We start from the raw sequence: 15,386 nt of genomic DNA on the forward strand, positions 1-15,386 counted from the left end.
GAGCCGCGACACGGCACGGCTCCCCATCCGGTCCGGCGGCTCGGCCCGCCGTCGCCGGCATCCCCGAACCCCAGTAGGAGGCACCACCGATGAGCGACTGGTACCGCGACTTCGCGAACTCCGGCTTCGGCACCACCATCACCAGGAACCTCGGCCTGCCGCGCCCCGCCGTGCTGCGCCGCTACGAGCCGGGGCAGCCGCTGCTGCCCGGCCCGGCGGTCGTCGGCTCGGCGGGGGAGGGCCGGCTGCGCGACGCCGTGACCGAGCTGCTCCGCGCCGAGGGCGTGCACGTGCAGTCGCCGGTCACCGCCGACGGCGCGACCGACGGCGAGAAGCCGGCCGCGGTGATCCTCGACGCGACCGGCCTGCGCACCCCCGCCGACCTGGCCAGCGCGCACGACTTCCTGAGCCCGGCGGTCAAGCGGCTCCGGGCCACCGGCCGCGTGCTGATCCTCGCCGACCCGCCGTCGGACGCCGCCTCCCCGGCCCAGGCCGCGGCCCGCCAGGCGCTGGACGGACTGGTCCGGTCCATCGCCAAGGAGCTCCGGAACGGGTCGACGGCGAACCTGGTGCACGTCCCCGAGGGCGCCGAGGGCTCGATCGCCTCGCCGGTCCGCTTCTTCCTCTCCGGCCGCTCGGCCTACGTGGACGGCCAGGTCATGAGCGTCGCCGCCGCCGACATCCCGGCTGCCGCCGACGACGAGAGGCCGCTGGCCGGCAAGGTCGCCGTCGTCACCGGTGCGGCCCGCGGCATCGGGGCCGCGATCGCGAAGGTCATGGCCCGGGACGGCGCCCACGTCGTCGCCGTGGACATCCCCGCGGCCGGTGACACGCTGGCCGAGGTCGCCAACGAGATCGGCGGGACCGCGCTGCAGCTGGACATCACCGCCGACGACGCTCCGCAGCGGCTGATCGAGCACCTGCGGGAGCGGCACGGCGGCGCGGACGTCGTCGTCCACAACGCCGGCATCACCCGCGACAAGCTGCTGGTCAACATGGACGCCGCCCGCTGGAACTCGGTGATGGCGGTGAACCTGCAGGCGCAGCTCGACATCACCCAGGCGCTGCTGGACGCCGAGGGTGTCCTGAAGCCGGATGCCCGGGTGGTCTGCGTCAGCTCGCAGTCGGGCATCGCCGGCAACCGCGGGCAGACCAACTACGCGGCGTCCAAGGCCGGCGTGATCGGCATGGTGCGGGCGTGGGCGCCGACGTTCGCCGAGCGCGGCGCCACGATCAACGCCGTCGCGCCGGGCTTCATCGTCACCGAGATGACCGCGAAGATGCCGTTCGGCACCCGCGAGGTCGGCTCCCGGATCAACTCGCTGCAGCAGGGCGGGCTGCCGGTCGACGTCGCCGAGACGATCGCCTGGCTGTCGCAGCCGGGCAGCGCCGGGGTGAACGGTCAGACCGTCCGGGTCTGCGGCCAGTCGATGCTGGGGGCCTGATGGCCGTCACCGTCCTCGACGAGGCCCCGAACCTCGGCGCGCTGTACGCGAAGGCCGCCGTCACCGCCCGCGGGCGGGGCGGCGACCTGCCCGCCACCCGCCTGGCCCGCCACGGCGTGACCGTCGACCGGGACCACCTGGCCGGCTACGCGCGGGTGTGCGGGCTGCCGCTGGACGACGTCCTGCCGGCCACCTACCCGCACATGCTCGCCTTCCCGCTGCAGATGGCGCTGATGACCGACGGGGCGTTCCCGCTGGCCACACCGGGGCTGGTGCACGTGCGCAACCGGATCGACCTGCTGCGCCCGATCCGTGCCGACGCCCCGCTGGACCTCGAGGTCTGGGCCGAGCGGTTCGCCGCGCACCGCAGCGGGGCCACGGTCGACCTGCGGGCGACGGTGTCCACCGGCGGCCAGGAGGTGTGGCGGTCCACGTCGACCTACCTGGCGCGCGGCGCCACGGCGCCCGCGGGCGCGCCGGAGGCCGACGTCGAGGTGGTCGTGGGCGACCTGGAACGGCCGGCGGCCACGTGGCGGGTCCCCGGCGACGCCGGGCGCCGGTACGCGAAGGTCTCCGGCGACGTGAACCCGATCCACCTGTCGGGGCTGACGGCCAAGGCGTTCGGTTTCAAGCGGGCGATCGCGCACGGCATGTGGGTGAAGGCCCGCGCGCTGGGCGCCGTGGCCAACCGGCTGCCGGAGGCGTTCGGCTACGACGTCGCCTTCCGCAAGCCGCTGTTCCTGCCGTCGACGGTCACCCTGTCCACGGCTCCGGCGGACGGCGGCTGGGACGTCGCCGTCCGCAACGCGAGCAGCGGCACCGAGCACGTCGTCGGGACCATCCGCCCGCTCTGACCGCCGGCGCCGCGGCCTCCGAGCCCGGCGGGGGCTTCCAGGAGATGCGGCACCGGATCGGCCTGAACGGGTATCGCCGAATCGGACGGTTGCGTTCGTCAACCTCCGCGCTTCACTCGGTCACCGCTGTGACCTGGGAAGACGCCCATCGATAACGATTCGGTCACGTGCCGCACCAGGGTCGTCGCCCTGCGTGGTGACCGTCCTCCGGCACGGGTCCCGTGGTCCTCTCTCGGGCGTCCGGACCGCCGGGCCACCGCCCCGGCGTTCCGGGACCCAACAAGGGAGTCGACGTGCAGCTCACGTCATCGCCCCGTCGTGCGCTCGGTCTCCTGGCCGCCGGCACGATCGGGCTGTCCACCGGGATGATCGGCCTCACGGGCGTCGCGCAGGCGGCCCCCTCCGGGCCTCTCGCGCCGACCATCGTCGCCGTCGAGGGTCTCGACGGCGGGCTGATCGCGTTCTTCGAGAGCAACGACCCGGGCGACCCCGACGTGGCTCCCGACGCCGAGTACTGGGAGTACTCGCTCGACGGCGGGGACACCTACGAGCCGGCCGCCGTCCAGTACGGCCTGAGCGGCTTCGACGGGGGCTTCGAGGTCGACGGCCTGGTCAACGGCACGACGTACTCGCTCACGCTCCGCGGCGTCGACGAGGGACTCGACCCGGTCGACCCGGTCGACGACGTCGGCGGTGACGCCTCCGCCGCCTCGCCGGTCACGCCGGGCGTGGCGCCGGGTGACCCCGGCAGCCCCACGGTGACGGTCGGCCCGGCGTCGATCACCGTCTCCTGGACCGCGGCCGCGCAGACCAGCTTCCCGATCACCGGCTACCTGGTCGGCAGCTACGTCTCCTTCGGCGAGGGCGGCGGGATCGACCGGATCTGCGAGACGTCCGCGGCCGTGCTCACCTGCACCGTCACCAAGCCGGTCGGCTACAAGTACTCGGTCTACGTGCAGGCCGTCGACAGCGAGGGCAACCGCAGCGCGGAGAACGTCCTGGCCCCGGTCACGATCCCGGCCGCGGCCGTTCCCACCGCCGTCCCGGCCAAGAGCGGTGACCTCACCCTCGCGCCCAGCTCCGCGGGGCCGATCACGCCCGGCAAGAAGATCACCGTGTCGGGTTCCGGCTACGCCCCCAACTCGAGCGTCGACGTGATCATCTACTCCACGCCGCAGGTCCTGACCACGGTCATCGCCGACGGCACCGGCGCCTTCAGCGTCGAGGTGACCGTCCCGGCCGGCCTGGCCGCCGGTAGCCATACGGTCGTCGCCTCCGGCGTCGACGCCAGCGGCGTGCTCCGCTACGTGACCCTGCCCATCACCGTCACCGCCGACGGGGTCGCGACGCTGGCCAACACCGGTGCCGACGTCACGGTCCCGGCCGTGGCCGGGCTCGCCACCCTCGGGCTGGGCGCCGGCCTGATCGTGTTCGCGCGCCGCCGCCGCACGGCTGCCTGACCGCACCTCCGGGACCCGGGATCCGCGCCGTCCGGCGCGGCTCCCGGGTCCTGCACTTCCCGGACCACCTCGCACACGGACGGACCCGCGCGTGACCACGACCCAGCCGATGGACCGAGTTCCCCCGCCGCCCGCACCGGCGCGCGCCCCGGCCCGCTGGCCCGGCGTCGTGGGTGTGGTGGGCGAGGTCCTGGTGACCGGAGCGCTGGTGATCCTGCTGTTCGTGGTCTACGAGCTCGTGGTGACCGATCTGCTGGCCGACCACCGGCAGGACGAGCTCTCCCAGCAGCTGCAGGAGGACTGGGACCGGCCCACCGCCGAGGTGGTGCCGGTGCACGAGAGCAAGCTGGGCGACGCCTTCGCCGTCCTGCACATCCCGCGGCTGGGCCTGGACTACGAGCGGGTCGTCCTCGAGGGCACCCAGGAGAAGCAGCTCGCGCAGGGGCCGGGGCACTACACCGACACCGCTATGCCGGGCGAGCAGGGCAACAGCGCCTTCGCCGGCCACCGTGTGGGCAAGGGCTCGCCGTTCCTGCACCTGGACGCGCTGCGGCCCGGCGACCCGATCGTCGTCGAGACGGCGGACAGCTGGTTCGTCTACCGGATGCTGGGCGATGCGGCGACGGGCGACGTCGACGCCGACCCGAGCGGCATCCCTGGCCGGCAGATCGTCCGGCCGGAGGACATCGACGTCATCTCCCCGACCCCGAACGCCCCGGCCGGCGCCGCCCCCACCGGCACCTACCTGACCCTGACCACCTGCCACCCCCGATACTCGGCGCGGCAGCGGCTGATCATCCACGCGTCGCTCGACGGGGCGGCCATCAGCAAGGCGGACATGCCCAACGGTCCGGCCGCACTGTCCGAGCGCTGAGGGAGGAGCACCGCATGTACGGCTGGATCTGGCGTCACCTGCCCGGCGGGACCGCGGTCAAGGCACTGCAGGCCGTGGTCCTCGTGCTCGCCGTCGTCGCCCTGCTGCTGTTCGTCGTCTTCCCGTGGGCCGAGCCGATGCTCCCCTTCAACGACGTCACCGTCGACTGACTCCCGACCGCGGCCTGGCGAGAGGGCACTTGTGGGCTGCCGGGGCGGCGGGTCCCCGCGTGTCGCCGACCACGACTGCCCTCTCGGCGCGCGAGAGGCGAAGCGGGCGTCAGTCGGGCAGTGCGGCGAGGACGGCGTCCAGCACCCGCCCGGACCCGAAGCGGACGACGTCGTCGGCGACCAGCCCGGTCTCGGCGGCGGCCGCGTCGACGGCGGCCCGCGCCGCGGCGTCGTCCAGACCGGCGGTGTTGAGCGCGACGGCGGCCACCCGGACGGGCCGCACCCACCCGGCCGCCTGCTCGTAGCCGCGGACGATGTCGGCCAGCGGCGGCAGGGGCGTGCCGGGGTAGTCGTACACCGCGGTCCGCCCGACCCGGTGGCACAGCACCAGCGCGTCGGCCGACGAGCCGTGCAGCAGGCCGAGGGTCACCCCCGAGTAGGCCGGGTGGTGGATCGAGCCCTGCCCCTCCAGCCAGAGCAGGTCGCCGCGGCCGGCCCCCTCGCGGACCAGCCGGTCGGCCGCCCCGGCGACGAAGTCGGAGATGACGTGGTCCACGGCCATGCCCCAGCCGGCGATGGCGACGCCGGTCTGCCCGGTGGGCACGAACACCGAGCGCAGCCCGCGGTCCCGGGCCGCGCGGTCGAGCTCGAGGACGACGCTCATCTTCCCGATGGCGCAGTCCGAGCCGACCGTGTGCACGACCCGCGCCCCCACCGGCTCGGCGAGCGGGACGCCCAGGTCGTCGGGCACCGCGCGCAGGTCGCGGATCTGCACGCCCGCCGCCCGCGCGGCGGCCGCCAGCTCCGGATCGGCGCGCAGGTCGGTGTGCAGGCCGGCCTCGACGTGCATCCCGAGGCCGATCGCGGTGCCCAGCATCTCCCGCCAGGCCTCGGTCAGCCGGCCGCCGAAGGGCGCCACCCCGAGCAGCACCGTCGTCGCCCCGAGGGCGTGCGCCGCGGCGACGTCGGCGACGACCGGCGCCGGCGAGGCGCAGAACGGGACGACGTCGACCGCCCGCCGCCCGGCGTGCGCGGCGTCGATCACGCAGACCACCTCGCGGGTGCCGTACCGCAGCACCCCGTGCGCGGTCTTGGCGAAGGACTCGGCCAGCTGGCCGCCGGTGAGGACGGCCAGGCGCTCTCCGGCCGTGCGCTCCCCGGCCGTGCGCTCCCCGGTCATGCGGCCGCTCCGGCCGGCACCAGCCCGAGGCCGGGCGCGTCGGGCAGCACCAGCCGCCCGTCAACCAGCCCGAGGCCGGTGAACGGCTCGTCGCTGATCAGCAGGTGCCCGTCGAGGTCGACCAGGTCGGCCAGCGCGCCGAGCTGGGCGGCCTGGGCGATGCCGAGCTGGGACTCGATCATGCAGCCCAGCATGACCCGCAGGTCCAGTGCCGCGGCGGCGGCCAGCATCCGCTGCGCCTCCCGGATGCCCCCGCACTTGGCCAGCTTGACCACGATGCCGTCGGCGTATCCGGCCACCGCCGGCACCGAGGCGAGATCGCGACATCCCTCGTCCACGAACACCGGCAGCCGGTCCGGCAGCTCCCGGTAGCGGGCGGAGGAGTCCAGGTCGGCGGCGGGGAACGGCTGCTCGATCATCTCCACACCGAGTTCCCGCAGCCGCGGCAGCAGCTCGCGCGCTCCGTCGAGCGTCCAGCCCTCGTTGCCGTCGATCCGCAGCCGTGCGCCGGTGACCGACCGGATCCCGGCCAGCCGCTCGACGTCGTCCGGCCCGCCGACCTTGACCTTGTAGACCTCGAACCCGGGGGCGCGGCGGACCCGGGCGACGGTCTCCTCCACGCTCGAGATGCCGATGGTGAAGCTGGTCGGCGGCAGCCTCCGGGAGAGCCCCAGCAGCCGCCACACCGGGAGCCCGTAGGACCGGCCGACCCAGTCGTGCGCGGCGCCGTCGAGGGCCATCTTGGCTCCCTGCGGCCCGTCCCAGGCGCGCAGCCGGCGGGCGATGCCCTCCAGGTCGCGCAGGTCGTCGCCGAGCAGGGCGGCCCCGTCGACGGCGACGGCGTCGGCCATCGAGGCCACCGACTCGCCCCAGTAGCCCACCGGGGAGCCCTCGCCCGACCCGCGCACGCCCCCGGCGTCGACGGTCACGACGAGGACCTGCTCGGTGTCCACCGACGACCGGGCGATGGTGAAGGTGTCCCGCAGGTGCAGCGTGCTCGTTCGGCAGGTGAGGTCCACGCCACGCAGTCTGGACCCCGTGACGCCGATGTCTCGAACCGGCAACGATCGCGCTGAGCAGGCACTTCGGGTGGACGACGGGTGCCGACGGCGAGAAGGTCGAGGGCGGACCTGCTTTTCCGAGCCCCGGAGGACCACCGTGCGCGCCACCCGACCACTCGCCCTCGCCTCAGCAGGCGCCCTCGCCCTGTCCGCTTGCGGAGGAGGCGGGGAGAGCGTCGACACCGGCGGCGGCGGAGGTGGCGGCGGGGACAACGTGCTCGTCGCCGCGGTGGCCGCGCAGCCCGACCAGTTCGACCCGCACGTGACCAGCGCCTACCCGAGCTTCCAGGTGCTGGAGAACGTCTACGACACGCTCGTCGTGCCGAACGGCGAGGACCTCACCATGGAGCCGAGCCTGGCCACCGAGTGGGAGACCAGCGAGGACGGGCTGACCTGGACGTTCACGCTGCGCGACGACGTCACCTTCCACGACGGCAGCGAGTTCGACGCCGCCGACGTCGTCTACTCCTACAACCGGATCATCGACGAGGAGCTGAACAACGCCTACCGGTTCTCCACCGTGGAGAGCGTGGAGGCCGTCGACCCGCAGACCGTCGAGATCACCGTCAGCCAGCCCACGCCGAACCTGCCGGCGCTGATCGGCGGCTTCAAGGGCATGGCGATCCTGCCGGAGGGCGCGGCCGAGGAGTACGACCTCACCACCGAGGCCGTGGGCACGGGGCCGTTCACCCTGGAGAGCTCCGACGCCAGCAGCACCGAGCTGGCCGCCTACGAGGACTACTGGGGCGGCGCACCGAGCATCGACGGCGTCGAGTTCCGCTACATCACCGAGCCGGCCGCCGCGCTCACCGCGCTGGAGAACGGCGAGGTGCAGTGGACCGACAACATCCCACCGCAGCAGATCGAGTCGCTGGAGGGCGACGACGCGGTCGAGCTGGTGACGACGCCGAGCGTCGACTACTGGTACATGAGCATGAACTACGCGCGCGAGCCGTTCGGCAACCCGCTGGTGCGCCAGGCGATCGCCACGGCCGTGGACCGGGGGGCGGTCACGGAGGCGGCGCGCTTCGGGGCGGCCGAGCCGAACCAGACCGCCATCCCGGAGGACAGCTTCTACTACTACGACTACGCACCGTTCGAGCCCAGCGTCGAGGAGGCGACGGCGCTGCTGCAGCAGGCGGGGGTGCAGACGCCGATCACCATGGGGTTGATGGTCACCGACGAGTTCCCGGAGACGGTCACCGCGGCGCAGGTCATCGCCAGCCAGCTGGAACCGATCGGGATCAACGTGGACGTCCAGACCGTCGACTTCGCCACCTGGCTGGACCGCCAGGCCCAGGGCGACTTCGACGCCTTCCTGCTCGGCTGGCTGGGCAACATCGACCCGTTCGACTACTACCACGCCCAGCACATCACCGACGGCTCCAGCAACTACCAGGGCTACAGCAACCCCGAGGTCGACCGGCTGCTGACCGCGGCGGCGACGGAGACCGACGAGGACGCCCGCAAGGAGCTCTACGACCAGGCGGCGACGCTGATCGTCGACGACGTCTCCTACCTGTACCTCTACAACCCCGACGTCGTGCAGGCCTGGACCCCGGGGCTGGAGGGCTACCGGATCCGGGCTGACAAAGCGATCAACTTCGAGGAAGTCGAGCTGCCCTGATCACCTACCTGCTCCGCCGCATCGGGCAGTCGGTGGTGGTGCTGGCCGGGGTGAGCGTCATCGTGTTCTCCCTGGTGCACCTCGTTCCCGGCGACCCGGTGCGGCTGGCGCTGGGCACCCGCTTCTCGCAGGAGTCCTACGACGCCCTGCGGGAGCGGTCCGGCCTGGACCAGCCGCTGATCGAGCAGTTCTTCGGCTGGCTCGGGCGGGCGCTCACCGGTGACCTGGGCGTGAGCTTCCGGAGCGGGGAGACGGTCACCTCGCTGATCGCCGAGCGGCTGCCCGCGACGCTGACGCTGGCGTTCGCCTCGATCCTGGTGGCGCTGCTCATCGCCGTGCCGCTCGGCACGATCTCGGCGCTGCGGCCCCGCTCGATCATCGACCGGTTCGCCACGGTGATCAGCCAGTTCGGCATCTCGGTGCCGGACTTCTGGATGGGCATCGTGCTCATCCTGGTGTTCGCCGGCACGCTGGGCTGGCTGCCGTCGGGCGGTTTCGTGCCGATCGGCGAGGACCCGCTCGAGTGGCTGCAGCGGCTGGTCATGCCCGCGGTGGTGACCGGCGTCGTGTCCGGCTCGGTGATCACCCGCTTCGTCCGGTCGAGCATGCTGGAGGCGCTGGGCTCCGACCACGTCCGGACGGCGCAGGCGAAGGGCCTGCCCACCCGCCAGGTGTTCACCTGGCACGTGCTGCGCAACGCCCTGCTGCCGTTGGTCACGGTGACCGGCGTGCAGCTGGCCTACCTGCTGTCGGGCGTCGTGGTCGTGGAGATCGTCTTCTCCTGGCCGGGGCTGGGCCAGCTGGCGCTGCAGGCGGTCCAGGCCCGCGACTACCCGGTGCTGCAGGGCGCCGTGCTGCTGTTCGCCCTGGTGTTCCTGGTGATCAACCTGGTGGTCGACCTGCTCTACACCGCCATCGACCCGAGGATCCGCAGATGACCGGCGCGCCCGTCCCCGAACCGGGCAGCTCGCCGGACACCCCCGCGGGTGCGCCGGGCACCTCCCCGGCCGCCACGCTGCGCCCGGCCCGGCCCCGCTGGCAGGAGACGCTGGGCCTGCTGGCCCGCAACCCCACCGCCGCGATCGCGTCGCTGCTGCTGATCGCCATCGTGCTGATCGCGATCTTCGACGACACGCTGGCCGCCGAGGGCCCGAACGACATCGATGTGGCGGAGCGACTGCAGTCGCCGAGCTGGGAGCACCCGTTCGGCACCGACGACCTCGGCCGGGACATCCTCAGCCGGATCATCCTGGGCGCCTCGGTGTCGCTGCGGGTCGGTTTCCTCGCCGTCGGCTTCGCGCTGGTGGTCGGCACGCTGATCGGCCTGCTCGCCGGCTACTACGGCCGGTGGGTGGACGACGTCCTGATGCGGTTCATGGACATGCTGTTCGCCTTCCCCGCGGTGCTGCTGGCCATCGCCGTCCTCGCCGTCCGCGGGCCGGGCTCGGGGAACACGGCCCTGGCCATCGGCATCGTCTACACGCCGATCTTCGCGCGGGTGACCCGCGCCAGCGTGCTGGGTGTGCGCGAGGAGGTCTACGTCCGCGCCTCCCGCTCGGTGGGCGCCTCGGACTGGCGGATCCTGACCCGGCACATCCTGCCGAACGCCGCGCCGCCGATCATCGTGCAGACCTCGATCAGCCTGGCGTTCGCCGTGCTCGCCGAGGCGGCGCTGTCCTTCCTGGGGCTGGGCACCCAGCCGCCGAACCCGTCGTGGGGGCTGATGCTGGCCGAGGGGCGCAGCTACATCGAGCTGGCCTGGTGGATCGCCTTCTTCCCCGGGATGGCGATCTTCCTGACCGTGCTCTGCTTCAACCTGCTCGGTGACGGGCTGCGTGACGTGCTCGACCCGCGGCAGCGCACCCAGATGTCGGGCAGCGGGGCCGCCGTCGCCGCGGACGCCGGAGGAGAGAAGTGACGGGCGAGCCGGTGCTGGAGGTCGAGGACCTGCGGGTGCGGCTGCGCACGCCGCGCGGCCCGGCCGACGTGGTCAACGGGCTGACCTACCGGGTCGGCCAGGGCGAGACCGTCGCCGTCGTCGGCGAGTCCGGCAGCGGCAAGAGCGTCTCGGTGCTGGCCCTGCTGGGGCTGCTGCCGGCGCGGGTGGCCACCGTCACCGGCCGGGCGCTGCTGCAGGGCGAGGACCTGCTGACGATGTCGCCCTCCCGGCTGCGGCAGGTGCGCGGCCCCGGCGCCGGCATGGTGTTCCAGGACCCGATGACGTCGCTGAACCCGGTGCTCACCGTCGGCCGGCAGATCGTCGAGGGGCTGCGTGCGCACTCCGACATGTCGAAGGCGGTGGCCCGCCGGCGCGCCGCCGAGCTGCTCGGCGAGGTGGGGCTGCCCGATCCCGAGGGCGCGCTGGACCGCTATCCGCACGAGCTGTCCGGCGGCATGCGGCAGCGGGTCGTCATCGCGATCGCGCTGTCCAACTCACCCGCCCTGCTCATCGCGGACGAGGCGACCACGGCGCTCGACGTCACCGTGCAGGCGCAGATCATCGACCTGATCGCGACGCTGCAGGCCGACCACGGCACCGGCGTCATCTGGATCACCCACGACCTCGGCGTCGTCGCCGGCATCGCCGACCGGGTGCTGGTCATGTACGGCGGCCGCTGCGTGGAGGACGGCACGGTGGACGACGTCCTCGAGCACCCGGCCCACCCGTACACGCGCGGCCTGCTCGGCTCGCTGCCCGACCTGGCCGCGCCGGTGGGCCCGGACGGCGAGGTGCCGGACCTGACCACCGTGCCCGGCCTGCCCCCGCCGCCCACCGACCTGCCGCCGGGCTGCGTGTTCTGGCCGCGCTGCCCCGTCCGGGCGGACCCGCGGTGCGAGACCGAGCAGCCGCCGCTGGCCGTGGTGGGGCCGGGATCGGGTGGTCTGGAGCACCGGGCCGCCACCTGGTGCACCGAGGGAGAGGCCCCGAGCGCCGGAAGCCCCGCGGCGGGGGCGTCGTCCCGCGCCGGAGGTCCGGCGGCCGGCGCGACGTCGGGCGCCGACGGGCCGGAAGGGGGCGGGCGATGAGCACCGCGCTGAGCGCGCAGGGCACCGAGCGGACGCCGTCCGGGGACGTGCTGGTCTCCGCGCGCGGTCTGGAGGTGCACTTCCCGGTCGGGGGCGGCGGGCTGCGGCGGAAGCCGGCCGGCGTGCTCCGGGCCGTCGACGGCGTGGACCTCGACATCCTGCGTGGCGAGACCCTCGGCCTGGTCGGCGAATCCGGCTGCGGCAAGTCCACGCTGGGCAACGCCCTGCTGCGGCTGGTGCCGCCCACCGGCGGGACGGTGACCTTCGACGGCGACGACGTCACCTCGCTGGACCGCCGCGGGCTCAAGGAGATGCGGCGCCGGGCCGGGATGGTGTTCCAGGACCCGTTCGCCTCCCTCGACCCGCGGCGGACGGTCGCCCAGACGGTGGCCGAGCCGCTGGAGGTGCACGGCCTGCACGGCGGCCGGCAGGAGCGGGCGGCGCGGGTCGGCGAGCTGCTCGAGCTGGTCGGCCTGGACCCCGCCGTCGCCGGCCGGTACCCGCACGAGTTCTCCGGCGGCCAGCGGCAGCGCGTCGGCATCGCCCGGGCGCTGGCGGGGGAGCCGGACTTCCTGGTGTGCGACGAGGCGATCGCCTCCCTCGACGTCAGCGTGCAGGCCCAGGTGCTCAACCTGCTGCGCCGGCTGCAGCGCCAGTTGGGGCTCACGCTGCTGTTCGTCTCGCACGACCTGTCCGCCGTCCGGCACATCTCCGACCGCATCGCGGTCATGTACCTGGGGCGGATCGTGGAGATCGGCCAGGCCGCCGCGGTGGGTGCCGACCCGCAGATGCCCTACACCCAGGCGCTGCTGTCGGCGGTGCCCACGCCGCATCCGGCGCGGGAGCGGGAGCGGCAGCGGATCGTGCTCACCGGCGACGTCCCCTCGCCGGCCGCCGTCCCCAGCGGCTGCCGGTTCCGGACCCGCTGCCCGTACGTCTTCGAGCCGTGCGACGACGTCGACCCGGCGCTGCAGCCGGTCGGGGCGCCCGGCCAGCTGGCCGCCTGCCACCTGCACGGCGTCGTCGGCCGCCCGGTGGAGGAGTCCCCGGCGGGTTGACCATCGGCGGGTGGCTGCCCGACACGCCGGCGGGCACCGCCACACGCCGATGATCAACTGGAGGGTGGGCCTCAGGCGTCGGCGCGGACCAGGCCGGGACGCGCGGCCACCACGCCCGACGCGAGCTGGCCGGTCAGCACGACGAGCAGCAGCACCAGGCTCGCCGTCCAGCCGTCGGTCAGCTCGTGGAGGACGCCGACGGCGAGCGGGCCGGACGCCGCCAGCAGGTAGCCCAGGCTCTGCGCCGCGGCCGACAGCCGGCCGGTCTGCGCGGCGTCCCGGCTGCGCACGAGCACCAGGGTCATGGCCAGCGGGAACGCCGCCCCCGACCCCGCTCCGCAGAGGACCGCCCACAGCACCGGGGCCGCGTCCGGGGCGATCAGCAGGCCGAGGATGCCGGCTGCGGTGGGCACCGACGCCCCGACCACCCAGCCGACCTGGCCCGGCCGGCGGGCGGCCAGCGGCGGCACGATCAGCGACAGCGGCGCACCGAGCACCGCGGCGACGGCGACCAGCGCGCCGGCGCTGACCGGGGTGACGCCGGCGTCGTCCTCGAGGACCGCGGCCAGCCAGGTGAGCAGGGCGTAGAAGGACAGCGACTGGAAGCCGAAGAACGCCATCACGGCCAGCCCGACGCGGTCGCGCAGGATCGCGGTGCGCCGGCCGGGGGCGGGCAGGGGCGCGGGGCTCTGCGGGCGGGCGCGGGTCAGCAGCGCCAGCGCGACGATCGCGAGCGCCACGGGCGCCAGCCACAGCGCCAGCCCGCCCATCGCACTCCCGGTCAGCCCGGTGAGCGGCTGGGCCAGGCCGGCGCCCAGGCTGGCCGACAGCGCCATCGACCCGGTCACCGCCCCGACGACGGCGGCGCTGCGGCCGCCGTACTCGGCACGGGCGACGGCGGGCAGCAGCACGTTCGCGACCGCGATCCCACCGCTGAGACCCACCGTGCCGGCGAACATGCCGACGGTGCCGGCCGAGCGCAGCCCGATCCCGATCGCGAGGACGGCGAGCCCGGCGAGGACCGCACGGTGCAGCCCGATGCGGGCGGCCAGCGCCGGGGCGAACGGGGAGAGCAGGCCGAAGCAGACCAGCGGCAGCGAGGTGACCACCGCCAGGGCGCCGGTGGACAGGGCCAGCTCGTCCCCGACGTCACCGAGCACCGGGCCGACGGCGGCGAACGGCCCGCGCAGGCACAGCGCGGCGAGGACGAGGGCCGCCGCGGGCCCGAGCACGGACCACCGGAGCCGGGTCGTCGTCCCGGCACGGCGCGGCCCGGTCCCCCGTCCGTGGTCCACGTGCGCGTGCTCCTCCCGGTCCGGCCGACGGGCGTTCGGCGTCCGCAACAGTGGACCACCCCGGTGCCGGAGGGCCGCAGCACGGTCCCGGGGACCCGCGGACGACGCGGCCACGGCCGGGGGCACTAGCCTCGACGACGCCAGGAGGGCTCGCCTAGTGGCCGATGGCGGCGGTCTTGAAAACCGCTAAGAGGTAACCCCTCTTCGTGGGTTCGAATCCCACGCCCTCCGCTTCCGCCGTCCGGGGCGCCGACACGCCGCGCCGGGCCGCCGCCCGGGATGACCGGACCCGGATTCCCCGGATTTCCGCAGGTCGGCGGGCCGCATGTCGACAAGGCGCCGGTCCGGGAGCACGGTCACCGATCGCCTCGGGGGGCCCGCGCAACGATCCGGTGTCGGGGGTTCCCCGGCCCGTCGGAAGTCATCGGCAGCACCCGGTCCGGCCGTGACCATTGCACCTGTCCGCGGCACTTCCCCGCCGCGGCGAACGGGTGCTGAGGAGTCCACGGGTGACGATGGGCGCGACGCTGGCTCCGCCGGCGATGGCGGTGCTGGGTTTCCTGCTGCTGACCGGTCTGGTGGTCGTGCTGGGTGCCAGCTCGACCGCCCGCTACGAGTTCGAGCGCAACGGCGCGCGGGACCAGCGACGGGCCGACGCGCGCACCTCCGGCAGCCACCCGGCCGGCCGGCGGGGCGCGGCCGCCCCGGCCGGCGCCGCGGAGGCGCAGCCGCGCTCCGGGTCGGTCGACGTCGCCGAGCGCACCGGTCCGGCCTCCGGCGGGAAGGGCTGGTGGCTGATCGACGACCGCGCCCAGGTGCTCGCCGGCCCCTTCGCCGACCGGATCGACGCCGACTGGGCGGCCCTGGCCGACGAGCTGCCTGCGGTCTCGGTGCACGGCGTGCGGCGCCCGGACGGCAGCGTGGCGCTGCGGCCGTCGCCCGAGGAGCGGGCCTGGCTCGGCGAGCTCAGCGAGCAGCTGGACCGGCTGCCCCGGGACTGGGACGACCTGCTGTCCGACACCGACCCGCTCACCACGCTGGTGGTCGAGGTCGCCGCGGCGCTGGTCGAGGCGGGCATGCCGCTGCACGACCTGACGCAGGCCGGCGGCGGCGTGTGCCTGGTGCCCGACCTGGAGCTCAGCGGCGTCGTGGTCAGCTGGCGCGCCCACGACCGGCTGAGCCTGCAGCACCAGCGCGGCCCCGCGGCCGACGCCACCGTGCAGCGGTCGATGAACGCCGCGATCGCCGAGGTGCTGGCCAACCTGGGCTTCGTCGTCGAGCCGGCCGGCGCGACGGGCAGCTCGCTGGTGACCGCGCTGACCTGACCGGCCGCTG

Annotated in this window: 14 protein-coding genes and 1 tRNA gene; 12 read left to right on the plus strand and 3 right to left on the minus strand. The window is 74.4% G+C overall.

From position 1 onward, the window contains the following. Positions 1-89: 89 nt before the first annotated feature. The 5 genes from BM142_RS17585 (at position 90) to BM142_RS24645 (ending at position 4,803) form a co-directional block, all read left to right on the plus strand. Complete coding sequence (locus tag BM142_RS17585; RefSeq protein WP_092201643.1) at positions 90-1,445, plus strand: 3-oxoacyl-ACP reductase; 1,356 nt, start codon at positions 90-92, stop codon at positions 1,443-1,445. Continuing rightward, entirely contained in the window at positions 1,445-2,299 is an 855-nt protein-coding gene (locus tag BM142_RS17590; RefSeq protein WP_092201645.1) for a MaoC family dehydratase, read from the plus strand. Before BM142_RS17585 ends, BM142_RS17590 begins: the two co-directional genes overlap by 1 nt. Before the next feature lie 293 nt (positions 2,300-2,592). Beyond that, positions 2,593-3,759: an LPXTG cell wall anchor domain-containing protein gene (locus BM142_RS17595; RefSeq protein WP_092201647.1), complete on the plus strand. Its 1,167-nt coding sequence runs from the start codon at positions 2,593-2,595 to the stop codon at positions 3,757-3,759. A 91-nt stretch (positions 3,760-3,850) separates the two neighbouring features. Beyond that, complete coding sequence (locus BM142_RS17600; RefSeq protein WP_254791049.1) at positions 3,851-4,633, plus strand: class E sortase; 783 nt, start codon at positions 3,851-3,853, stop codon at positions 4,631-4,633. A 14-nt stretch (positions 4,634-4,647) separates the two neighbouring features. Next, on the plus strand, positions 4,648-4,803 hold the full coding sequence (locus BM142_RS24645; protein ID WP_092201649.1) for a hypothetical protein: 156 nt from the start codon (positions 4,648-4,650) through the stop codon (positions 4,801-4,803). A gap of 109 nt (positions 4,804-4,912) precedes the next feature. Here BM142_RS24645 and BM142_RS17610 read toward each other — a convergent pair whose 3' ends face one another. Next, entirely contained in the window at positions 4,913-5,983 is a 1,071-nt protein-coding gene (locus tag BM142_RS17610; RefSeq protein ID WP_092201651.1) for an N-acetyltransferase DgcN family protein, read from the minus strand. Continuing rightward, entirely contained in the window at positions 5,980-7,002 is a 1,023-nt protein-coding gene (locus BM142_RS24260) for a dipeptide epimerase (protein WP_175527330.1), read from the minus strand. The genes BM142_RS17610 and BM142_RS24260 overlap by 4 nt, the downstream gene beginning before the upstream one ends. A gap of 139 nt (positions 7,003-7,141) precedes the next feature. Here BM142_RS24260 and BM142_RS17625 point away from each other — a divergent pair, with 139 nt between their 5' ends. The 5 genes from BM142_RS17625 to BM142_RS17645 are packed head-to-tail and all read left to right on the plus strand — an operon-like array spanning position 7,142 to position 12,756. Continuing rightward, the gene (locus BM142_RS17625) at positions 7,142-8,671 is read left to right on the plus strand and encodes an ABC transporter substrate-binding protein (RefSeq protein WP_092201655.1); all 1,530 of its coding nucleotides are present in this window, start codon (positions 7,142-7,144) and stop codon (positions 8,669-8,671) included. An 8-nt stretch (positions 8,672-8,679) separates the two neighbouring features. Beyond that, positions 8,680-9,609, plus strand: a complete 930-nt coding sequence (locus BM142_RS17630) for an ABC transporter permease (protein WP_256381317.1) — start codon at positions 8,680-8,682, stop codon at positions 9,607-9,609. Further along, the gene (locus tag BM142_RS17635) at positions 9,606-10,589 is read left to right on the plus strand and encodes an ABC transporter permease (protein ID WP_092201659.1); all 984 of its coding nucleotides are present in this window, start codon (positions 9,606-9,608) and stop codon (positions 10,587-10,589) included. Before BM142_RS17630 ends, BM142_RS17635 begins: the two co-directional genes overlap by 4 nt. Beyond that, on the plus strand, positions 10,586-11,698 hold the full coding sequence (locus BM142_RS17640; protein WP_092201661.1) for an ABC transporter ATP-binding protein: 1,113 nt from the start codon (positions 10,586-10,588) through the stop codon (positions 11,696-11,698). The genes BM142_RS17635 and BM142_RS17640 overlap by 4 nt, the downstream gene beginning before the upstream one ends. Further along, complete coding sequence (locus BM142_RS17645; protein WP_092201663.1) at positions 11,695-12,756, plus strand: ABC transporter ATP-binding protein; 1,062 nt, start codon at positions 11,695-11,697, stop codon at positions 12,754-12,756. The genes BM142_RS17640 and BM142_RS17645 overlap by 4 nt, the downstream gene beginning before the upstream one ends. A 71-nt stretch (positions 12,757-12,827) precedes the next feature. Here the strand turns inward: BM142_RS17645 and BM142_RS17650 are convergent, their stop codons facing one another. After that, positions 12,828-14,051 (minus strand): MFS transporter, encoded by a 1,224-nt coding sequence (locus BM142_RS17650; RefSeq protein WP_092201665.1) that lies wholly within the window; start codon positions 14,049-14,051, stop codon positions 12,828-12,830. A gap of 143 nt (positions 14,052-14,194) precedes the next feature. Here BM142_RS17650 and BM142_RS17655 point away from each other — a divergent pair. Together BM142_RS17655 and BM142_RS17660 are read left to right on the plus strand one after the other, a co-directional pair. Beyond that, positions 14,195-14,282 (plus strand) — tRNA-Ser (locus tag BM142_RS17655). Between the two features lie 284 nt (positions 14,283-14,566). Then, a complete protein-coding gene (locus tag BM142_RS17660) occupies positions 14,567-15,376 on the plus strand; it encodes a hypothetical protein (RefSeq protein WP_092201831.1) in 810 nt (269 codons plus the stop codon). Positions 15,377-15,386 lie beyond the last annotated feature (10 nt).

It is taken from the genome of Blastococcus tunisiensis (assembly GCF_900112815.1).
Lineage (GTDB): Bacteria > Actinomycetota > Actinomycetes > Mycobacteriales > Geodermatophilaceae > Blastococcus_B > Blastococcus_B tunisiensis.